15 protein-coding genes are annotated in these 20,683 nt (G+C 60.0%); 3 read left to right on the top strand and 12 right to left on the bottom strand.

Annotation, left to right across the window (positions count from 1 at the left end):
* Window positions 1-266: 266 nt before the first annotated feature.
* The 6 genes from mdtD to betI form a co-directional block, all read right to left on the bottom strand.
* On the bottom strand, window positions 267-1,694 hold the full coding sequence (mdtD, locus tag ICA15_RS11150) for a multidrug transporter subunit MdtD (protein ID WP_150617801.1): 1,428 nt from the start codon (window positions 1,692-1,694) through the stop codon (window positions 267-269).
* A gap of 199 nt (window positions 1,695-1,893) precedes the next feature.
* Window positions 1,894-3,231, bottom strand: a complete 1,338-nt coding sequence (locus ICA15_RS11145; protein ID WP_210553497.1) for a TldD/PmbA family protein — start codon at window positions 3,229-3,231, stop codon at window positions 1,894-1,896.
* Entirely contained in the window at window positions 3,231-4,673 is a 1,443-nt protein-coding gene (locus ICA15_RS11140) for a TldD/PmbA family protein (protein WP_150617799.1), read from the bottom strand. The genes ICA15_RS11145 and ICA15_RS11140 overlap by 1 nt, the downstream gene beginning before the upstream one ends.
* Before the next feature lie 283 nt (window positions 4,674-4,956).
* Window positions 4,957-6,660 (bottom strand): choline dehydrogenase, encoded by a 1,704-nt coding sequence (gene betA, locus ICA15_RS11135; protein WP_150617798.1) that lies wholly within the window; start codon window positions 6,658-6,660, stop codon window positions 4,957-4,959.
* Between the two features lie 235 nt (window positions 6,661-6,895).
* Window positions 6,896-8,368, bottom strand: coding sequence for a betaine-aldehyde dehydrogenase (gene betB / locus ICA15_RS11130; RefSeq protein ID WP_150617797.1), 1,473 nt, complete (start codon window positions 8,366-8,368; stop codon window positions 6,896-6,898).
* A 108-nt stretch (window positions 8,369-8,476) separates the two neighbouring features.
* Window positions 8,477-9,070, bottom strand: a complete 594-nt coding sequence (gene betI / locus ICA15_RS11125) for a transcriptional regulator BetI (RefSeq protein ID WP_042561476.1) — start codon at window positions 9,068-9,070, stop codon at window positions 8,477-8,479.
* 429 nt (window positions 9,071-9,499) lie between these two features.
* On the opposite strand from betI, the gene betT reads away from it, so the two are divergent.
* Window positions 9,500-11,497 (top strand): choline BCCT transporter BetT, encoded by a 1,998-nt coding sequence (gene betT, locus ICA15_RS11120; protein ID WP_150617796.1) that lies wholly within the window; start codon window positions 9,500-9,502, stop codon window positions 11,495-11,497.
* Between the two features lie 183 nt (window positions 11,498-11,680).
* Here the strand turns inward: betT and choV are convergent, their stop codons facing one another.
* The 3 genes from choV to ICA15_RS11105 all read right to left on the bottom strand — a co-directional run bounded on the left by choV (window position 11,681) and on the right by ICA15_RS11105 (window position 14,715).
* Window positions 11,681-12,859, bottom strand: a complete 1,179-nt coding sequence (gene choV, locus ICA15_RS11115) for a choline ABC transporter ATP-binding protein (protein WP_042561473.1) — start codon at window positions 12,857-12,859, stop codon at window positions 11,681-11,683.
* Window positions 12,856-13,701, bottom strand: coding sequence for a choline ABC transporter permease subunit (gene choW / locus ICA15_RS11110; RefSeq protein ID WP_042561472.1), 846 nt, complete (start codon window positions 13,699-13,701; stop codon window positions 12,856-12,858). The genes choV and choW overlap by 4 nt, the downstream gene beginning before the upstream one ends.
* Window positions 13,702-13,767: 66 nt before the next feature.
* Window positions 13,768-14,715, bottom strand: coding sequence for a choline ABC transporter substrate-binding protein (locus ICA15_RS11105; protein ID WP_210553498.1), 948 nt, complete (start codon window positions 14,713-14,715; stop codon window positions 13,768-13,770).
* Between the two features lie 434 nt (window positions 14,716-15,149).
* Between ICA15_RS11105 and ICA15_RS11100 the strand changes: the two genes are divergently transcribed.
* Window positions 15,150-16,526 carry an L-serine ammonia-lyase gene (locus ICA15_RS11100; RefSeq protein WP_150601907.1) on the top strand — a complete coding sequence of 459 codons (1,377 nt, stop codon included), beginning with the start codon at window positions 15,150-15,152 and terminating at the stop codon, window positions 16,524-16,526.
* Window positions 16,527-17,135: 609 nt separating this feature from the next.
* Window positions 17,136-18,239, top strand: a complete 1,104-nt coding sequence (locus ICA15_RS11095; protein ID WP_007949927.1) for a GlxA family transcriptional regulator — start codon at window positions 17,136-17,138, stop codon at window positions 18,237-18,239.
* A 112-nt stretch (window positions 18,240-18,351) separates the two neighbouring features.
* Here the strand turns inward: ICA15_RS11095 and ICA15_RS11090 are convergent, their stop codons facing one another.
* From ICA15_RS11090 to ICA15_RS11080, 3 genes are all read right to left on the bottom strand, one after another.
* The gene (locus ICA15_RS11090) at window positions 18,352-18,615 is read right to left on the bottom strand and encodes a hypothetical protein (protein ID WP_042561469.1); all 264 of its coding nucleotides are present in this window, start codon (window positions 18,613-18,615) and stop codon (window positions 18,352-18,354) included.
* A 324-nt stretch (window positions 18,616-18,939) separates the two neighbouring features.
* The gene (locus tag ICA15_RS11085) at window positions 18,940-19,416 is read right to left on the bottom strand and encodes a thioesterase family protein (RefSeq protein WP_210553499.1); all 477 of its coding nucleotides are present in this window, start codon (window positions 19,414-19,416) and stop codon (window positions 18,940-18,942) included.
* A gap of 227 nt (window positions 19,417-19,643) precedes the next feature.
* Entirely contained in the window at window positions 19,644-20,609 is a 966-nt protein-coding gene (locus ICA15_RS11080; RefSeq protein WP_115147146.1) for an L-carnitine dehydrogenase, read from the bottom strand.
* Between the last annotated feature and the right edge of the window lie 74 nt (window positions 20,610-20,683).

Here is a 20,683-nt window from a genome sequence, read left to right as displayed (position 1 = left end):
CCACTTTCCTCGAAAGTTCTGGACGAACAGCGACTGAGCCGACAATCCCGAGCCTTGCTGACTAGTGAGAAACTTGAGGCAAAGGAGCTGTTGTGGCGAGGGGATTTATCTGTGGCGAGGGGATTTATCCCCGTTGGGGCGCGCAGCGCCCCCCCCTTTATATCTACCCCCCCCGGTACATCAGACCGATCGCATTCAACCTTTTTGGGGCTGCTGCGCAACCCATCGGGGATAAATCCCCTCGCCACAAAAGCCCCCATTACAAATTAATGTTCGATGTGTTCTTGCGGCCGTTTTGCGCGCCGGCCGTCTTCTTTTGACAGCTGCGAGAAGATCGTCGCAGCCAGCATCGCCATGATCCCGACCGTCACGAAGGTCAACTGGAACGCGCCCAGCACCGTCTCGACACCGTCGTTGCCGACCTCGGCGGTAAACCCGCCCAACAAGGCCCCGGCGCAGGCAACCCCCAGACTCAGCGACAACTGCGCGACCACCGACAGCAAACTGTTACCGCTGCTGGCGCTGGCGTCGTCGAGGTCGATCAGGGTCACGGTGTTCATCGCGGTGAACTGCAGCGAGTTTATCGCGCCGAGAATCGCCAGCAGACACAGCAGCAGCCAGTACGGCGTCTGCTCGCTGACCAGGCCCATGCTGGCCAGCATGATCCCGAGCAGCAGCGTGTTGCCGGTAAGCACGATGCGATAGCCGAGGCGCTCGATCAGCGGTCGTGCGACCCACTTGGCGATCATCGCTGCAGCGGCCAATGGCAACATGCTCATCCCCGCTTGCGACGGTGAATAACCCAGCGCCACTTGCAGCAGCAACGGCACCAGAAACGGCAACGCGCCGCTGCCGAGACGGGCGAACAAGTTGCCGAGAATGCCGACGGCAAATGTGCGGGTCTTGAACAGCGACGGTGAGAACAACGGATTCTCGATGTGCCCCGCGCGCAGCCAGTACGCGGCCAGACAGGCGAAGCCAGCGAACAGCAGCAACATCACGCGCAAGTGCGGCAGATGCAATTCGCCGAGGCCTTCCATGGCGATGGTGATCAGAATCATCGCTGCGCCAAACAGCAGGAAACCGAGGCTGTCGAAGCGCGTGCGTTCGCTGCCGCGCAGGTCTGGGATGAATTTCCACACCGCGTAGCAGCCGATGACACCCACCGGTAGATTGATCAGGAAGATCCAGTGCCACGTCAGGTATTCGACCATCCAGCCGCCCATGGTCGGGCCGAGCAGCGGGCCGAGTAATCCGGGAATGGTGATGAAGCCCATGATCCGCACCAGCTCGGATCGCGGATAAGCGCGCAACACCACCAGTCGCCCGACCGGCAGCATCAGCGCCCCGCCCAGTCCCTGAATCACCCGGGCGCCGATCAGCATGCTCAGGGTGCTCGACAGTGCACAGAGCAGCGAGCCGATGCTGAACAGCAGGATCGCGCCGAAGAAGATTTTCCTGGTGCCGAAACGGTCCGCTATCCAGCCGGAAGCGGGGATCAGCAGGGCCACGGTGAGCATGTAGGCGATGACCACGCCCTGCATGCGCAAGGGGTCTTCGGCCAGGTCGCGGGCCATGGCCGGCAGGGCGGTGTTGAGGATGGTCCCGTCGAGGGACTGCATGAAAAACGCAATGGCGACGACCCACGGCAACCAGCGGGCGGTGATGGCGTCGAGAGGCGGGCGGTCTGGCATGGAACCTCTGGTGGGTGGTTAATCCAAATTCATGTACTACATGGAACCCTGTGGTAACGGTCCCTGTGGTGAGGGGATTTATCCCCGATGGACTGCGCAGCAGTCCCATTTTTTGGGGCCGCTGCGCGACCCATCGGGGATAAATCCCCTCGCTACAGAGGCCCGTACTCAAGCCCCTGTGTATTGGGGAGTAGCGTGTTTACAGCGTCAGAGTCAACCGGCTCACCAACGCTCCCGGCAGCAACGCCGACGAAGTATTGCGCTGGCTATACGTGCTCGCCGACAGCAGCAACTCTCGCTCGGTCGTCAACGCTTCCAGCTGCGAACCGAGCAGGCTGTAGGCGCTGTCGTCGAATCGCATGGTGCTGACCGGCGCCTGAATCTCGCCGTTTTCGACCCAGAACGTCGCGAAGCGCGTCATGCCGGTCATGCGTGCCGCCGGTTGATCCGAGAAGTTCAGGTACCACAGATTGCTGATGTACAGCCCGGTGCCCAACTGCTTGAGAATCTCCGCTTGTGGCAAATCCCCGGCGGCCATGTTCAGCGCACTCGGTGATTCACCACCGCTGGCACCGTTGGCCGTCAGACCATACTCGGCCGCGCTGCGCGAACCGACCAACTGATCTCCAGCCTTGCCCTCGATGATCAGGCGCAAATCACTGCGCGGATAACCCTCGCCGGAAAACGCCGGGCTCAGCGAATCGCTGACTTTCTCATCCAGCGACACCAGCGGACTGAACGCCTGATCGCCGACATACAACTTCTGCAGCGGGCTGCTCTTGCTGGCAATCGACTGCGCGGAGAAACCGCCCCAGCTCAGCATGCCCATGATTTCTTCCAGCGCGGCTGGCGCCAGATAGGCGCGGTACTGCCCCGGCGGCAAGGTGCGCAGTGGGCGACCGAGAAACTCCAGTTGTTCGCGAGCCTGCTGGAAGCGCTTGGTGAAGCCTTCGCTGCTCCAGTCGTGCCCGGCGTAGCTGGCCTTCACCGCTTCGCCGTTCTCATGGAACAGGCTGAAGTCAAAGTTGAAACTGTTGGCCTGATGCCAGCCAAACGCGCCTGAGGAACTGGCGAAACCACGGCTGATCGGGCCTGCGGCATAGAAACCGACCAGATCCAGACCTTCAGCGGCGGCGCAGATTTCGTCGACCACTTGCTCGGTATCCGGCAGCGGATGATCCTGCACTTTACTGCTCTGCCAGCCATTGTGGTTGAGCAGCAGATACGGATCCTGCGGCAGCAGCGGCAGGGTTTCGCGCAGTTGTTGCAGGCCTTCGGCTAGCCGCTGCAGGTCGCCTTCCTGATCGCCGGAAAGGGTGACTTGCAGGTCGGCGTGGCGACCATCGTTGATCAGTTTCAGGACGATATTGGCTTGTTGCACCTGCCCGGCCTGGCGCACCTTGGCGTGATTGAAGCGCACGAACGCCGAAGATTCAGCGGCGTAGCTGAGGGTGAACTGTTCCGGCTCGCGGACGCTGTCGCGCAGCCAATCGACCATGACCTTGAAGGCGTCGGACTGACTCTTCGAAATGCTCATCAGGCGTCTCCCCCAAATACATCAATGTTGCTGAATACGCAGGCCGGCGAAGCGTGGCCGACGCGGATCACCTGGTTTGGTTCGCCCTTGCCGCAGTTCGGCGTGCCGAGCACCTTGACGGTGTTGGCATCGCCGACGGCGCGCAGGCTTTTCCAGAAGTGCGCGGAAATCGCCCGATAGTTGGGATTCTTGACCACGCCTTTGAGTTCGCCGTTTTCGATCAACTGGCCCCATTCGCAGCCGAACTGGAATTTGTTGCGCGCATCGTCAATCGACCATGAACGGTTGGTGCTCATCAGGATGCCGTGCTCGATGCCTTCGATGAGTTTGTTCAGCGGCTGATCGCCCGGCTCGATGTTGAGGTTGGCCATGCGATCGATCGGTGGACGGTTCCAGCCGCAGGCGCGGCTGTTGGCAACGCCGTCCATCCCGGCACGGAACTGCGACAGCGCACCGCCGAGTGGACGCAGCAGCAGACCATCACGAATCAGGAATTGTTTGCTGGCTTTGCTGCCGTCGTCGTCATGGCCGTAGCTGGCGAGTTCTTCGGGAATGCCCGGATCGAACGTCACGTTGAGCAGTTTCGAGCCGTATTGCAGGCTGCCGAAGTCAGACGCCTTGACGAAACTGGTACCGGCGTAATTACGTTCGTCGCCGAGGATGCGGTCGAGTTCCAGCGGGTGACCGATGGATTCGTGGATCTGCAGCATCATCTGGTCAGGCATCAGCAGCAGGTCGCGCGGGCCTTGCGGGGTGTTCGGCGCGAGCAGCAGTTGCAGCGCCTGATCAGCGACTTGCGGGCCGGCACCGATCAGCCCGCAACGGCTGATCACGTCTGCGCCACCCTGTTGGCCAAAGTTCTCGCGGCCGAGGCTGCGAGTCTGGCTGTCGTTGCCGTCGTAGGCGGTGACGTCGAGGCTCGGGTAGACAAAGCGCTGGGCCTGGCGCAATTCGGCGCCGGCGCTGCTCAGGTAGATCTGTTCGACGTGGGTGATGCCAATGCTGACTTCCCAATTCACCAGGCGCTCATCCTTTGGCACCGAGGCGGATTCCGCGCCGAGCAGCTCAAAGCATTCGCTCAGGGACGGGAAGGGTTGTTCGAGATTGGGTGAAAAGTAATCCGCGCGGTCGCTGGAGACCGGTTGATCGCGCAGGTCGAGCAAGGCGTGGGGCTTAAGCCGCCGGGCCTGCTGTTCGGCGCGCTCAAGGGCGGCTTGCAGGCCTTGTTGCGAGAGGTCATTGGTCGCAGCGTAGGCTTCGACGCCGTTGACCCGCACCGTGAGCATCGCACCTTCGTCGCGGCTCAGGCTCGGCGGCTCGGCAACGTTCTTGCGCACCGACAGGTATTGGCCGGACTCGCGTACATACCGCAGGGAAAAGAACTCAGCGCCCGTGCGCAAGGCAGCGAAGCGCTGCTTGAGCTGGGGGTGGAAATCGAACATTCGGGAACCTCCTTGTTAGGGGGAAGCGGTAAAGCGACGGCGGGGAGGGGTGAAACGATTGCGCGAGACCTAGAGTAGGCCTGCGTGGGGGTAGGATCAAGTGAAGAGGGGGTGTAGGGGGTTTTACTGTGAATCAGGGGGGAGGGGGTGTTGAATTGTAGGGCCTCATCGCGAGCAGGCTCACTCCTACAGTTAATCTTCAGTGTTCACATAATGTGTGTTCACTGAAAATCCTTGTAGGAGTGAGCCTGCTCGCGATTAGCCTTGATGCGGTGTAACTGAATTACTGAGCAGCAGGCGTGATATCACGCATCGCCTTGCCCTTCACCGGCGCATCGCCCGCTACGTAGTAGTCGGCGGTGCTGCGCGGCAGCGGCTGGCGGCCACGGATCTTGTCGGCGATTTTCTCGGCGATCATGATCGTCGGCGCGTTCAGGTTGCCGGTGGTGATGATCGGCATGATCGACGCATCGACCACTCGCAGACCCTGCATGCCATGCACGCGGCCTTCGCCATCGACCACAGCCATCTCGTCGGTGCCCATCTTGCACGAGCAGGACGGGTGGAACGCGGTCTCGGCGTGTTCGCGGATGAACTTGTCCAACTGCTCATCGGACTGCACTTCGATACCCGGGCTGATTTCACGGCCACGGTATTGATCCAGCGCCGGCTGTTGCATGATTTCACGGGTCAGGCGGATGCCGTCACGGAACTCCTGCCAGTCCTGCTCGGTGGCCATGTAGTTGAACAGGATGCTCGGGTGCTGACGCGGGTCCTTGGACTTCACCTGGATGCGACCACGGCTCGGCGAACGCATGGAACCCATGTGCGCCTGGAAACCGTGCTCTTTCACACCGTTGCTGCCGTTGTAGTTAATCGCTACCGGCAGGAAGTGGTACTGGATGTTCGGCCATTCGAATTCCGGACGCGAACGGATGAAACCGCCGGCCTCGAACTGGTTGCTGGCGCCGATGCCGGTGCCGTTGAACAGCCACTCGGCACCGATGGCCGGCTGGTTGTACCAGAGCAGCGACGGGTACAGCGAAACCGGTTGGGTGCAAGCGTATTGCAGGTACAGCTCAAGGTGATCCTGCAGGTTTTCACCGACGCCCGGCAGGTCGTGAACGACCGGGATGTCGAGGCTTTCCAGCAGTTTTGCCGGGCCTACGCCGGAACGCTGCAGCACCTGTGGCGAGGCGATGGCGCCGGAGCACAGCAGGACTTCCTTGCGGGCTTTGGCTTCAACGCGCTCTTCAGCGTCGCCCACCAGATAACGCACGCCAGTGGCACGCTTGCCTTCAAACAGAATCTTGTCGGTCAGGGCGTGGGTGACGATGGTCAGGGTCGAACGCTTTTTAGCGATATCGAGGTAACCACGGGCGGTGGAAGCACGGCGGCCGTTCGGCGTTACAGTGCGATCCATCGGGCCGAAGCCTTCCTGCTGATAACCGTTCAAGTCTTCGGTACGCGGATAACCGGCCTGCACGCCGGCTTCAACCATGGCGTGGAACAGCGGGTTGTTGCCAGCCTTAGGCGTGGTCACGCTGACCGGGCCTTCGCCACCGTGGTAATCGTTCGGGCCGATGTCACGGGTTTCCGCTTTGCGGAAGTACGGCAGGCAGTTCAGGTAGTCCCAATCTTCAAGGCCCGGCAGCTTGGCCCAGTTGTCGTAGTCCATCGCGTTGCCGCGGATGTAGCACATGCCGTTGATCAGCGAAGAGCCGCCGAGGCCTTTGCCGCGACCGCATTCCATCCGGCGACCGTCCATGTGTGGCTCTGGATCGGTTTCGTAAGCCCAGTTGTAGCGACGACCTTGCAGCGGGAACGCCAGTGCGGCCGGCATTTGCGTGCGGAAATCGAGACGATAATCCGGGCCGCCTGCTTCGAGCAGCAGAACGGTGACGCCTTCGTCTTCAGTTAGACGGGTCGCCAGGGTGTTACCGGCCGAGCCGGCACCGATGATGATGTAATCGAATTCTTGGGACATTGAATGCACCCTCTTTGAAGTTGGTCAGGTCGAGATCGCCGGGACCCTGCAAAGCCTGTGATGAGGAGAAAATCCCCTGTGGTGAGGGGATTTATCCCCGATGGGCTGCGCAGCAGTCCTGAAATCAGCGATTGAGATCTATCTGGAGAACTGCAGTGTCTGGAGGGGGGCTGCTTCGCAGCCCAGCGGGGATGAATCCCTCGCCACAAAGGCCCCATCCAGACTCTGAGTCAGATCAGAACACCGAGACGTAATCGCCCAGCTCGACCTGTACCGATTTGATGCGGGTGAAGTTGTTCAGCGAGCTGATCCCGTTTTCACGGCCAACACCCGACTGCTTGTAACCGCCGACCGGCATTTTTGCGTCGGACTCGCCCCAGGCGTTGATCCAGCAGATACCGGCTTCGAGCTGATGAATCACGCGGTGTGCGCGGTTCAGGTCTTTGGTGACGATACCGGCGGCCAGGCCGAAGTCGGTGTCGTTGGCGCGGCGGATCACTTCTTCTTCGGTCTCGTAAGACAGGATCGCCATGACCGGGCCAAAGATTTCTTCACGAACGATGGTCATGTCGTCGGTGCAGTCGGTGAACACGGTTGGTGCCACGAACGCGCCTTTGGCGAATTCGCCGTCGGTCAGACGCTCGCCGCCACACAGCACGCGGGCACCTTGTTCTTTACCCTTGGCGATGTAGCCCAGCACGCTTTCCATGTGCGCGAAGCTCACCAGTGGACCGAAGTTGGTGTTTTCGTCTTCCGGGTTGCCGATGCGGATGCGCGCAACGCGCTCAACGATCTTGGCTTCGAAAGCGGCTTTCAGGTGGCTCGGCACGAACACGCGAGTACCGTTGGTGCAGACCTGACCGGAGCTGTAGAAGTTGGCCATCATCGCAGTGTCGGCGGCGCGATCGAGGTCGGCGTCGTCGAAGATGATCAGCGGGGATTTGCCGCCCAGTTCCATGGTCACGTCTTTGAGGGACGATGCCGAAGCGCTGGCCATGACTTTCTTGCCGGTGTCGGTGCCGCCGGTGAACGAGATTTTCTCGATGCGCGGGTGCTCGGTCAGCCAGGTGCCGACTTCACGGCCACTGCCGGTCAGTACGTTGAACACGCCATCCGGAACGCCGGCTGCGGTGTAGATTTCAGCCAGTTTCAGGGTAGTCAGCGAGGTGACTTCGCTTGGCTTGAAGATCATCGCGTTACCGGCGGCCAGCGCTGGAGCGGATTTCCACAGGGCGATCTGGATCGGGTAGTTCCACGCGCCGATACCGGCAACAACGCCCAGCGGCTCGCGACGGGTGTAAACGAATGCGGTGTCACGCAGCGGGATCTGCTCGCCTTCGATGGCGGGAACCAGGCCTGCGTAGTATTCCAGCACGTCGGCGCCGGTGACGATGTCGACGTACTTGGTTTCGGAGAAGGCTTTGCCGGTGTCCAGGGTTTCCAGAGCAGCCAGTTCATCGTTGCGCTCGCGCAGGATGTCGACGGCACGACGCAGGATGCGCGAACGCTCCATGGCGGTCATCGCGGCCCAGATTTTCTGGCCCTTTTCGGCGCTGACGACAGCGCGCTCGACGTCTTCTTTGGTCGCACGTTGTACTTGTGCGAGGACTTCACCGTTCGCCGGGTTGATGGCTTCGAAGGTGGCGTCGCTGGAGGCGTCGGAGTAAGCGCCATCGATGTAGAGTTTTTGCAGTTCGAAACGGGCCATAGTGTCCTCGCAAGTGCATAAGTGGTTGGCGTTGGTCACCGGGTGAGCCATGTAGCTGTGGCATCGCTGGTCGGTGACAGTTCAGGGGCCGAGCTTTTTTCGAGTGCTCTAGCTCACCTGCTTGGCCAATTGGAAATCCATGTATTCGTAAGCGATCTGTTGCGCCTGCGCGGTGTCGAAAGCGTCTCCCGACAGCGCGCCGCGCAACCACAACCCGTCAATGAGGGCTGCCAGACCGCGGGCGGCGCTGCGCGCATCTTCGAGCGGCAACACACGGCGGAACTGGCAGCACAGGTTGGAATACAAGCGGTGATCGTTGATCCGCTGCAACCTGTGCAAAGACGGCTGGTGCATGCTGGTGGCCCAAAAGGCCAACCAGGTTTTCATTGCCGGGCCATTGACCTGGCTGGCGTCGAAGTTGCCTTCGATGATCACCTGCAGATGCGCCCGTGGGCTGTCATCTGCCAACGCCTGACGACGTGCGGTGACACTCTCGCTGAGGGCGGTCATCAGATACCGCATCGTGGCGGCAATCAGGCCATTCTTGTCCTGAAAATAGTGACTGATGATGCCATTCGAGACACCGGCCAAACGGGCGATCAGCGCAATGCTGGCGTCCCCCATTCCGACCTGATCGACCGCCTGCAAAGTGGCTTCGATCAGTTGTTGGCGGCGGATGGGTTGCATACCGACCTTGGGCATCTTGCACATCTCCTTAGGCCTTCCGACGGGCGAATAACGCTTATCGGATTGAGGGCCAGTCTATTTTGTTTTGATTGAACGTTCAATCAACAAAGAATAAGATCTGCGACAAATCGTCGCTGCCTACAGCTTTTTCCTACGTGTATGTGGCGATAAAACCGACATCCGAAAATGCTTGAAACCTGTATGGGGCATGGCGCGGTTCGCGATTCGAAGGACGTGTTGAAAGGGCAAGACGCTCGGGGCCAGGTTTCGGATGAACGTCCGGACACCTTCGGCCACGAAAGCGATTCGCAGCGCCATTTCGGCAGGTTCGGGCTTTTTTCGGGGTGTCTTTATATCACCCGCCGGTCGGCTGCCAACTAACCGATTGGTCGGGTTCCGTGTTGCCTTGTGTTCTTCTCTCGCACTGCCTGGAGCATTTGTGCCATGAGTTCTGCCTCGCTAATAAAGACCCCGCCCGAGAAGGTGACGGTCAACGGTTGGGTGTTTTACACCTCTACCGCGCTGATTCTGTTGTTGACCGCCATTCTGATCATCGCCCCGCAAGAGGCCGGCAGGATGTTGAGTGTGGCTCAGGCCTGGTTGTCGCGCAGCTTCGGCTGGTACTACATGGTGGTGATCGCCGCTTACCTGGTGTTTGTGGTGGGCCTGGCGTTTTCTTCCTACGGCAAACTCAAACTGGGCAGCAAGGACGACACCCCGGATTTCAGTTACGGCGCCTGGGCGGGGATGCTGTTCTCGTCGGGTATCGGTATTTCGCTGTTGTACTTCGGCGCCTCCGAGCCGCTGGACCACTATTTCAATCCGCCGGAAGGCACTGCCGGCTCCAACATGGCGGCGCGTCAGGCTGTACAGCTGACTTTCCTGCATTGGGGCCTGCACGGCTGGGCGATCTATGCACTGGTCGGTCTGGCCGTGGCGTACTTTGCTTATCGTCATAACCAGCCGCTGGCACTGCGTTCGGCGCTGTATCCGCTGGTCGGTGAGCGTTGGGTCAAAGGTGCGGCCGGTCATGCGGTAGACGGCTTCGGCATGTTCGTGACCCTTTTGGGTCTGGTGACCAACCTGGGGATTGGTTCGCTGCAAGTGTCGTCGGGCCTTGAAAACCTGTTCGGCATGGAACACAGCAACACCAACCTGCTGATCGTGATCATTGTGATGAGCACCGTGGCGACCATCGCGGCTGTGTCGGGTGTGGAGAACGGCATCCGTCGTCTGTCCAACCTGAACATCGTGCTGTTCAGCGGTCTGCTGATTTTCGTGCTGCTGTTCGGCCCGACCTTGCACCTGCTCAACGGCTTCGTGCAGAACGTCGGCGACTACCTCAACGGCATCGTGCTGAAAACCTTCGACCTTTACGTGTATGAAGGCAGCGCCGAGAAAACCGAACGCTGGATGGGCCTGTGGACGCTGTTCTACTGGGCGTGGTGGATTTCCTGGGCGCCATTCGTCGGCATGTTCATCGCGCGGATTTCCCGTGGCCGGACCGTGCGTGAACTGGTCGCCGGTGTGCTGCTGATTCCGCTGGGCTTCACGCTGGCCTGGTTGTCGATCTTCGGTAACTCGGCGCTGGATCTGGTGATGAACCATGGGGCGGTGGAACTCGGCAAGACGGCGCTGGAACAGCCGTCGATGGCGATCTATCAGCTGCTTGAGCATTACCCGGCGTCGAAGATTGTCATTGGTGTTTCGATCTTCGTGGGTTTTGTACTGTTCCTGACCCCGGCCGATTCCGGTGCGGTGATGATGGCCAATCTTTCGTGCAAGGGCGGCAACGTTGACGAAGATGCGCCGCACTGGCTGCGGATTTTCTGGTCGGCCATTATCACGCTGGTGACCATCGGTCTGCTGTTTGCCGGTAACTTCGAAGCAATGCAAACCATGGTCGTGCTGGCCGGTCTGCCGTTCTCGGTGGTGCTGGTGTTCTTCATGTTCGGCCTGCACAAGGCGATGCGCCAGGACGTGCAGATCGAACAGGAGCAAGCGCAACTGGCCGAGCGTGGTCGTCGTGGTTTCAGTGAGCGTCTGACGCAACTGGATTTGCAACCGAGTCAATCGGTGGTTCAGCGGTTCATGGACAAGCAAGTCAGCCCGGCGCTGGAAGACGCGGCCGCGCAAATGCGTGCGCAGGGTCTGGAAGTGCAGACGCTGCTGGGTAAATCCAAGCGTTGCATGGGCGTGCGCATCGAGATGGAAGAGGGTAACCCTTTCGTTTATGAAGTGAGCCTGGAAGGTTACCTCGCGACGCCGACTGAATCTGTGGACTCTGAAGAGGCGCGCCAGCGCTACTACCGCGCTGAGGTGTACCTGCACAACGGCAGCCAGGATTACGACCTGATGGGCTTCACGCAGGATCAGATCACGCGGGATGTGCTCGATCAGTTTGAAAGCCATCGGCAGCTCCTTGGCCGGGTGTACAGCTAAGTAATGAAGGAGGCGGTGTTTCTGTCTGAAGCACCGCGTTGCATCCTTTGAAAGATCGCAGCCTTCGGCAGCTCCTACATTGATCGCATTCCCCTGTAGGAGCTGCCGAAGGCTGCGATCTTTTGATCTTCACTCAAACAAAAACGCCGCGATCCTCTCGCGGCGTTTTTGTGTCTGCGGGGCTTACCCCAGGTTCTTGCCCAGCAACGCGTGATACAGCTCGCTGTCGCCCAGGATCCCCACCACATGATTGTTATCGTGCAGCACCAGTTTGTTGCCGGTCTGGTAACGAATCTGCAACGCATCACGCATGCCGATATTCGAATCCACCAGCGTCGGCCGGCGCTCCAGCCCTTCGACGGCTTGCCCCGGTGCCCAATTCTGCAAGTCGAGGGCCGCGCCGTTCTGTCGCGCGCCTTTGATGGTGTTGCCTTCGGCCAGGTCCAGCCACGAATCGCCGCCCGGATCGAGGCAGACCGAGCCGTTGATGCGTTTGCACTTGTCCAGCGTGCGCATCAGGCTGCGACCGCACAGCACGTTAAGCGGATTGGTGTGCGCGACGAAGGTGCGCACATAGTCGTCCGCCGGGTTCAGCACAATCTCTTCCGGCACGCTGTACTGGATGATCCGGCCGTCCTTCATGATCGCGATGCGGCTACCCAGTTTGAGCGCCTCATCAAGGTCGTGACTCACAAACACGATGGTCTTGTTGAGCTTGCGTTGCAGCTCCAGCAGTTCATCCTGCAAACCCTGGCGGATCAACGGGTCGAGTGCCGAGAACGGTTCGTCCATCAATAGAATGTCAGCGTCCATGGCCAGCGCCCGGGCCAGGCCCACACGTTGCTGCATACCGCCGGAGAGTTCGTCAGGCTTCTTGTTGCGCCATTGGGTCAGGCCCACCAGTTCGAGTTTTTCATCGACCAGTTTCTTGCGTTCCTTCTCCGGGCGACCCTGCATTTCCAGACCGAAACTGATGTTCTCGCGCACCGTCAGCCAAGGCATCAAAGCGAACTTCTGAAACACCATGGCGATGCGTTTGGTGCGCATCATTTTCAGTTCGGCGGGCGTGCAGGAGGCGATGTCGATCTGGCGGTTTTCATGCTCGACGAACAGCTTGCCGCGGCTCACGGTGTTGAGGCCGTTGATGCAGCGCAGCAGGCTCGACTTGCCGGAACCCGAGAGGCCCATCAGCACGCAGATTTCGCCTTTGTTGATGTCCAGCGTGGCTTTTTCCACACCAACGATTTGCCCGGTCTTTTTCAGGATCTCGTTGCGGGTCATGCCCTGATCCAGCAGCTTGAGCGCCTCGCGCGGATCCTTGGAGAAGATTACGTCGACGTCTTCGAAGCGAATAATGCTCATGCGTCACCCCCTACTTTGGCGTCGGGTTGTTTGCAGATACGGTCGAGCATGATCGCCAGCAGTACGATCGCCAGGCCCGCTTCGAAGCCCAGGGCGATATCAGCAGTGTTCAGTGCGTTGACCACCGGTTTGCCGAGTCCGTCGGCGCCCACCAGTGCCGCGATCACCACCATCGACAACGACAGCATGATGCACTGGGTGATGCCGGCAGCGATGCTCGGCATGGCGTGAGGCAGTTCGATCCGTGAGAGCAATTGGCGACGCGAGCAGCCGAAGGCCTTGCCGGCGTCCATCAGTTCTTGCGGGACATCGCGGATGCCCAGGTAGGTCAGGCGGATCGGCGCCGCGATGGCGAACACCACCGTGGAGATCAGGCCCGGCACCACACCCAGCCCGAAGAGGGTCAGGGTAGGAATGAGGTAAACGAAGGTCGGTACGGTCTGCATCAGATCGAGTACCGGACGCATCACCGTATAGAACATCGGCTTGTGCGCAGCAATGATGCCCAGCGGCACACCGATCAGCACGCAGACAAAGGTGGCGAACAACACCTGGGCGAGGGTTTCCATGGTTTCCTGCCAGTACCCCAGATTGAGGATCAGCAGAAACGAAGCGACGACAAAAGCGGTAAGTCCCCATTTGCGCTGGATCAGATGCGCAATCAGGGCGATGAGGCCGATCAAGACCAGCGGGTTGAACCAGGTCAGCGCAAACGTCACGCCGTGGATCATCGTTTCCAGCGTCACGGCGATTGCGTCGAAGGTGTTGGCGCCGTGTTGCGTCAACCATTCAACGAATGCCGCGATGTACTGGCCTAAAGGTATTTTCTGATCAATCAGCATGGTAGTGAACGTCCGCATGCAAGGAAATAAACAGCCCGGGCGGCCTGAACCGCCCGGCATAAGCGATTACTGGGCTAACTTGGCTTTCACGGCCTCCAGGCCAGGCTTACCGTCAATGGTGGTCACGCCACCGAGCCAGGTATCGAGCACCTGTGGATTCTTTTTCAGCCAGGCCTTGGCGGCTGCGTCAGGCTTCATCTTGTCGTCGAGGATGTTGCCCATCAGTTCGCTTTCCATGTCGACGGTGAATTCCAGATTCTTCAGCAACTGACCGACGTTGCTGCATTCCGTGGCGTAACCCTTGCGGGTGTTGGTCGCTACGGTGGCCGCACCGAAATCGGGGCCGAAGAACTCGTCGCCGCCGGTCAGGTATTGAATCTTGAAGCGCTTGTTCATCGGGTGCGGCGCCCAGCCGAGGAACACCACTTCGGTGCCACGGCGCGAAGCCCGGTCGACCTGCGAGAGCATGCCCGCTTCAGACGATTCGACGACTTTGAAACCGGCGGTTTTCAGGCCGAAGGCGTCCTTGTCGATCATGCTCTGGATCAGACGGTTGCCGTCGTTGCCAGGCTCGATGCCGTAAATCTTGCCGTCGAGTTCTTTCTTGAATTTGGCGATGTCGGCGAAGTCATGCAGACCTTTGTCATACAAGGCTTGCGGCACGGCGAGGGTGTACTTGGCGCCGGTGAGGTTGGTGCGCACGGTTTCCACGGTGCCGGCGTCGCGGTAGGCCTTGATGTCGTTTTCCATGGTCGGCATCCAGTTGCCGAGGAATACGTCCATGTTCTTGCCGTCGGCCAGCGACTTGTAGGTCACGGGCACGGAGATCATGGTGGTCTTGGTCTTGTAGCCGAGGGCGTTGAGGACGACGGAGGTGGTAGCGGTGGTGGCGGTGATGTCGGTCCAGCCAACATCGGAGAAATTCACGGTACTGCACTGTGCCGGTTCTGCAGCTTGCGCCAGTAACGGCAGACTCAGCATGGCGGCCAACAACAACGACGGGGAACCTTTCATGGATGGACTCCTTGGTGTTTTTTTTGGCAGTGTTCCGACTGGACCACCGCACTTATGGGTTGCGGTTGGATGGCGTTCTGGAGACAGCTCTACCACGTCGCCTTGCAATCGAGTCATAACGATCATGTACCAGTGAAAATCTGACGCCTACAGGGGGGGTCGTATCCAGTACAGGGATGGTCGCATCCAGTGTCAGTGACGTCGTTTACAGCTTTTTTCTGCCCTGTCTGGCCATCTGAACTGCATAAAAACGGCGCAAATGAGCGGGAAAACCGGCGCGGCGTTAGTGAGCATGAGTGCGTCGGTGCCAGACGCCGTACGAGCTATCAAAAGCCTGATGATGCGGGCATTCCGGCGGATCGCAGCTTGAGCGTAGCAGCTCCGCCAGCGGGCGCTTCACGCCCCGGATCAGCATTCTCAGGAGCTCTGCAGCAATGGCTATCAGCGTTTTCGACCTGTTCAAAATCGGCATCGGCCCTTCCAGTTCCCACACCGTCGGGCCAATGCGCGCGGCGGCATTGTTTGTCGAATCGCTGCGCGACAGGCATCAGTTGGAACAGGTGCGGCGCATTGAGGTTCAGCTTTTCGGTTCGCTGTCGGCCACGGGTATCGGACACGGCAGCGACAACGCGGTGATCATGGGCCTGATGGGCGAGTGGCCGGACGCAATCGATCCGTCGCAGATCGGCCCGCGCATCCAGGCCCTGCGTGAAACCCACACACTCCTTCTGGATGGTCGCTTGTCGGTGCCGTTTGTCTGGGCCCGCGACATGCGCCTGATCGAGGAAAACCTGCCGTTCCATCCCAACGCCATGACCCTGGTTGCCGAAGGCGATCACGGCGAGTTGCATCGCGACACCTACTATTCGGTCGGTGGCGGATTTGTCGTGGATGAGGCGCAGGCGTCCAGCGGTGTGGTTGATCTGGATCGCACCGAATTGCCTTATGACTTTTCCAGCGCCGTCGAGCTGCTGGAGCTGTGCAAGAAGCACAACCTGCGTGTCGCCGAACTGATGCTGGCCAACGAAAAAGTCTGGCGCAGTGAGGAAGAAATCCGTGCCGGGCTGATGAAGCTGTGGCGGGCGATGCAGGATTGCGTCGAGCAGGGCTTGAAGCACGAGGGCATCTTGCCCGGCGGTTTGAATGTGCGTCGGCGTGCGGCGAAATTGCATCGCAGCTTGCAGGAGCTGGGCAAGCCCAATGTGATTGGCTCGACACTGAGCGCGATGGAGTGGGTCAACCTGTTCGCCCTCGCCGTGAATGAAGAGAACGCTGCGGGCGGGCGCATGGTCACGGCGCCGACCAATGGCGCGGCGGGGATCATACCGGCGGTATTGCACTACTTTATGAAGTTCAGCGAGGCGGTGACTGACGCCAATGTCGTTGACTACTTACTCAGCGCGGCGGCAGTGGGGATTCTGTGCAAGAAGAATGCTTCGATCTCTGGCGCAGAAGTTGGCTGTCAGGGCGAAGTCGGTTCGGCGTGCGCGATGGCGGCGGCGGGGCTGGCGGAGATTCTTGGCGCGACACCCGAGCAACTGTGCAATGCGGCGGAGATAGGCCTGGAACACAACCTTGGGCTAACGTGCGATCCGGTGGGTGGTCTGGTGCAAGTGCCGTGCATCGAGCGCAATGCAATTGCGGCGGTGAAAGCAATCAACGCCGCGCAGATGGCGCTGCGTGGTGACGGGCAGCACTTTATCTCGCTGGACCGGGTGATCCGCACCATGCGTGATACCGGCGCGGATATGCATGACAAATATAAAGAGACGTCGCGCGGTGGCTTGGCGGTCAGCGCGGTTGAATGCTGATACCGAGTTGCCCTGTGGCGAGGGGATTTATCCCCGATGGGCTGCGAAGCGGCCCCAAGTCCTGCAATCGAGTTTTGCCTGACACACCGCGGTGAATGGGTTTACGACTGCTGCGCAGCCGATCGGGGATAAATCCCCTCGCCACAGGATTTATGTTTGATTTGGAAAAGGGTGGAGAGTCAGACCAGTCAAAACTGCTCGCTAACGGAACACTTCCAACCCGGCGCGCCACCTTTTAGCGCGTCGTAATCAGATAAGAGCATTCCTGCCCCGTGACGCGTACCAGCGCCTGCTACCGCCCGTCACCCGTGCGTGCGGTGACACTGCGCAGCAACCGCGCGCAGGCCAGTTCCCACAAGTGCTACCGATATGCTCACACGCAACGGGGCAGAGCTTTCACTGGCGTTGATGGCACTTCGAAATACCTTTTGTCGGACGTCTCGAATAGACACGTCGCGACGTCGTTTTCAGGAGTTATTGAACGGCCATTCAATTTTAGGCATGGCAATTGCTCTGTCATAACAAAGCCCGCCTCCCTTGCGAGAGCGCCGGCAATAACAAGAGCCTCCGCCTGAGGCCATCACCCGCTTTGTGTGAGGAGATACCGCGATGACGTCGTTCAACTCCGGGGCCCAACCCCAGAACCGTGCGCCTCAATCCATCGGCTTTCTGCTGCTGGACAATTTCACGCTGATTTCTCTGGCCTCCGCAGTAGAACCTCTGCGCATGGCCAACCAATTGTCCGGTCGCGAGCTGTATCGCTGGAGCACCCTCACCGTCGATGGCGGCCAGGTGTGGGCCAGTGACGGTCTGCAAATCACCCCCGACGCCTCCATGCACAAAGCGCCGCCGCTGGACACCGTGATTGTTTGCGGTGGCATCGGCATCCAGCGCACCGTTACCCGTGAACACGTTTCGTGGCTGCAAAGCCAGGCGCGTCAGTCCAAGCGCCTGGGTGCCGTGTGCACCGGCAGTTGGGCCCTGGCCTGCGCCGGCCTGCTCGACGGTTTCGATTGCAGTGTGCATTGGGAATGTCTGGCGGCTATGCAGGAAGCTTTCCCGCGCGTGGCGATGAGCACCCGCTTGTTCACACTCGACCGCAACCGTTTCACCAGCTCCGGCGGCACCGCGCCGCTGGACATGATGCTGCACCTGATCAGCCGCGATCACGGCCGTGAACTCTCCGCCGCGATCTCGGAAATGTTCGTCTACGAGCGTATCCGCAACGAGCAGGATCACCAGCGCGTGCCGCTCAAGCACATGCTCGGCACCAATCAGCCGAAACTGCAGGAAATCGTCGCGCTGATGGAAGCCAATCTGGAAGAGCCAATTGACCTCGATGAACTGGCGGTGTACGTCGCCGTGTCGCGTCGGCAGCTCGAGCGCCTGTTTCAGAAATACCTGCACTGCTCGCCGTCGCGCTACTACCTCAAGCTGCGCCTGATTCGCGCCCGGCAGTTGCTCAAGCAGACGCCGATGTCGATCATCGAAGTGGCATCGGTGTGTGGTTTCGTGTCGACGCCGCACTTCTCCAAGTGCTACCGCGAATACTTCGGCATTCCGCCGCGTGACGAACGCGTAGGCTCCAACACCACCCAGCAAGTGGCGATGCTGCCGCTGCCGCAGGCGATTGTAATGTCGCCGCTGTCGGGGCCGATGTCGGCGCTGAGCCAGGCGCGCAATGAGTCGACGTTTGCCAGTGTAAGGCTGTAGACCGAGGCGCTTTCATCGCTGGCAAGCCAGCTCCCACAGGATCTGTGTTGGACACAAATGTTGTGTTCACCCGGATCACTGTGGGAGCTGGCTTGCCAGCGATGGCGGCCTGTCAGGCGCTATGGCTTTGCTGATAGTCTGCCAACGCTGGCAGCAACTGTTTGTCGATGGCCTGACGCACCGCCGGTTGAATGCTTGCGCCACTGGTGTACATGTCCTTGACCATCTTGCGCAGCTCGGATGCCCTGACATTATCCAGGCCGCGCACCGCGCACTCACAAGCCTGCTCGGCCGTGGAGCCACTCGGCACCTGAAATCCCAATGCCTTGAGCTGTCCCAGCAGGTCTTCCTGATCAATCAAGTCGGCATACATCATGAGGCGAATCCTTCTTCGGCAACGGAGGTCGTGGTTCGATTCTGGTAGGCGGGTGAAGTGACGGCAAGAGCGATTTGTCGCAGTGGCCGCGACGGCTATGAACAGGTCGTTTTCGGCTAACTCGGAGTGCAGGGGAGTAGGCACACTGGACTCAGCTTGCAACACGAAGGTTTGGTCACCCTCGCATCGCAGCTCCTCAACAGTAGCCTCTGCCCCGATCCAGTCACGGCTGGATCGGGGCTTTTTTTTGGCTGTGAATCAGGAAGTCTGAGTTGCTTTTGCGGACGCCATCGCGGGCTTGCCCGCGATAGACGATAACCCGGTCTATCTGGCAGGCGGCAGAGCGATGACGCGGCCGATGTAAGCGGCGGCGGGCAGATCGGTTTGCGCGGCGACCATGGCTTGCAGGTGATTCAGCGTGTCGGGGGTGAACGGTGCCGAGCGTGGGCCGGCAAGATCAACATGGAGCAACATTTGCTCGTTGCCGGCCAGTTCCTGGGGATCGCCGACTTTGTGCAGGCTGTGATAGAGGTGCAGGCGTTTGCTGTCGTGGCCGATGATTTGCGTGTGCACTTCGACGTCGGTATCGAGCTTCACTTCGTGCAGGTAGTTGAGGTGCAGTTCGAGGGTAAACAGCGAGTGGCCGCTGACTTCGCGGTTGTTGCTGTCCATGCCGAGGCGATCCATCAGGGCATCGGTGGCGTAGCTGAAAATCAGCAGGTAGAAGGCATCGCGCAGGTGGCCGTTGTAGTCGACCCAGTCGGGGATGATGCGGGTTTGGTAGGTGGTGAGGGTGGGCATGATTGGGTTCCGGGCTGTTGGATGGTCTTCAGGATCAAAAGCTACCCCCTCCCCCCAGCCCTCTCCCCCAGGGGGGCGAGGGGGAAAGGGAGCCGATCTTTATGCAATTCAAAACTTGAGTTCGGCTCGGTGGTGCAAGTCGGCGTAACTCGCAAGAGCACCTCGGTCAGTCCCCTCTACCTCTGGGAGAGGGCTAGGGTGAGGGCTGCATTGTCATGCCAAACGCATCACTCGCTGAAACTCATCCCATGCTTTTCCTTGGTAGTCCTGACCGCCTCAAGCACCGCCAACAAACAATCATCACGATAGCGCTCCAGTGCCGAAATGCTACGTTCGCCAAGCTGCTCGCTGGTGCCATCGACCACGTCATCAATCAACTTGTCGGTCAGCTCCGGCGCCGGCAGATAGGTCCACGGCAACTGCAAGGCCGGGCCGAATTGCGACATGAAGTGGCGCATCCCGGCATCACCACCGGCCAGCGTGTAAGTCAGGAACGTGCCCATGAACGACCAGCGCAGACCCGCGCCAAAGCGGATCGCATCGTCGATCTCACCCGTAGTCGCCACGCCATCGTTGACCAGGTGCAGCGCCTCGCGCCACAGCGCTTCAAGCAAGCGGTCGGCGATGAATCCAGGCACTTCCTTGCGCACATGCAGCGGACGCATGCCGAGGGATTCGTAGACTTTCATCGCCGCTTGCACGGCCTCAGGCGCGGTGTTCTTGCCGCCGACCACTTCCACCAACGGCAGCAGGTAGACCGGATTGAACGGATGGCCGACCACACAGCGTTCCGGGTGGGTCGAGCTCTCGTAAAACTCGCTCGGCAGCAGGCCTGAAGTGCTGGAACCGATTAACGCGTTCGGCTTGGCGGATGCGCTGATTTTGCTGTGCAATTCCAGTTTCAGTTCCAGACGTTCCGGAGCGCTTTCCTGAATGAAATCGGCATCGCGCACGCATTCTTCGATGGTCGCGACAAAACGCAGGCGATCCTGTGATGCACCCGGTGCCAGACCGTTTTTTTCCAGTGCACCCCAGGCGTTGGCGACGCGTTTGCGCAGTGCCGCTTCAGCGCCGGGCGCCGGGTCCCAGGCGACCACGTCGAGGCCATGGGCAAGGGCACGCGCGACCCAGCCGCTGCCGATGACACCGCTGCCCAGAGCGGCGAAGGTTTTGATTTCGGTGATAAAGCTCATAGGGTTTTTCCTGAAAGAAGGCGATCCCTGTAGGAGCTGCCGAAGGCTGCGATCTTTTGACTTTGATTGTTAGA

This window comes from Pseudomonas sp. P116, assembly GCF_020149425.1.
GTDB lineage: Bacteria > Pseudomonadota > Gammaproteobacteria > Pseudomonadales > Pseudomonadaceae > Aquipseudomonas > Aquipseudomonas anatoliensis.
Note: the sequence above shows the minus strand (reverse complement) of the source record. Positions and strands in the feature narration are given on the sequence as shown.

What these genes read in the sequence shown, in the direction of transcription:
- mdtD (WP_150617801.1), bottom strand. Translation starts at nt 1,694, where the DNA reads ATGCCAGACCGCCCGCCTCTCGACGCCATCACCGCCCGCTGGTTGCCG.
- ICA15_RS11145 (WP_210553497.1), bottom strand. Translation starts at nt 3,231, where the DNA reads ATGAGCATTTCGAAGAGTCAGTCCGACGCCTTCAAGGTCATGGTCGAT.
- ICA15_RS11140 (WP_150617799.1), bottom strand. Translation starts at nt 4,673, where the DNA reads ATGTTCGATTTCCACCCCCAGCTCAAGCAGCGCTTCGCTGCCTTGCGC.
- betA (WP_150617798.1), bottom strand. Translation starts at nt 6,660, where the DNA reads ATGTCCCAAGAATTCGATTACATCATCATCGGTGCCGGCTCGGCCGGT.
- betB (WP_150617797.1), bottom strand. Translation starts at nt 8,368, where the DNA reads ATGGCCCGTTTCGAACTGCAAAAACTCTACATCGATGGCGCTTACTCC.
- betI (WP_042561476.1), bottom strand. Translation starts at nt 9,070, where the DNA reads ATGCCCAAGGTCGGTATGCAACCCATCCGCCGCCAACAACTGATCGAA.
- betT (WP_150617796.1), top strand. Translation starts at nt 9,500, where the DNA reads ATGAGTTCTGCCTCGCTAATAAAGACCCCGCCCGAGAAGGTGACGGTC.
- choV (WP_042561473.1), bottom strand. Translation starts at nt 12,859, where the DNA reads ATGAGCATTATTCGCTTCGAAGACGTCGACGTAATCTTCTCCAAGGAT.
- choW (WP_042561472.1), bottom strand. Translation starts at nt 13,701, where the DNA reads ATGCTGATTGATCAGAAAATACCTTTAGGCCAGTACATCGCGGCATTC.
- ICA15_RS11105 (WP_210553498.1), bottom strand. Translation starts at nt 14,715, where the DNA reads ATGAAAGGTTCCCCGTCGTTGTTGTTGGCCGCCATGCTGAGTCTGCCG.
- ICA15_RS11100 (WP_150601907.1), top strand. Translation starts at nt 15,150, where the DNA reads ATGGCTATCAGCGTTTTCGACCTGTTCAAAATCGGCATCGGCCCTTCC.
- ICA15_RS11095 (WP_007949927.1), top strand. Translation starts at nt 17,136, where the DNA reads ATGACGTCGTTCAACTCCGGGGCCCAACCCCAGAACCGTGCGCCTCAA.
- ICA15_RS11090 (WP_042561469.1), bottom strand. Translation starts at nt 18,615, where the DNA reads ATGATGTATGCCGACTTGATTGATCAGGAAGACCTGCTGGGACAGCTC.
- ICA15_RS11085 (WP_210553499.1), bottom strand. Translation starts at nt 19,416, where the DNA reads ATGCCCACCCTCACCACCTACCAAACCCGCATCATCCCCGACTGGGTC.
- ICA15_RS11080 (WP_115147146.1), bottom strand. Translation starts at nt 20,609, where the DNA reads ATGAGCTTTATCACCGAAATCAAAACCTTCGCCGCTCTGGGCAGCGGT.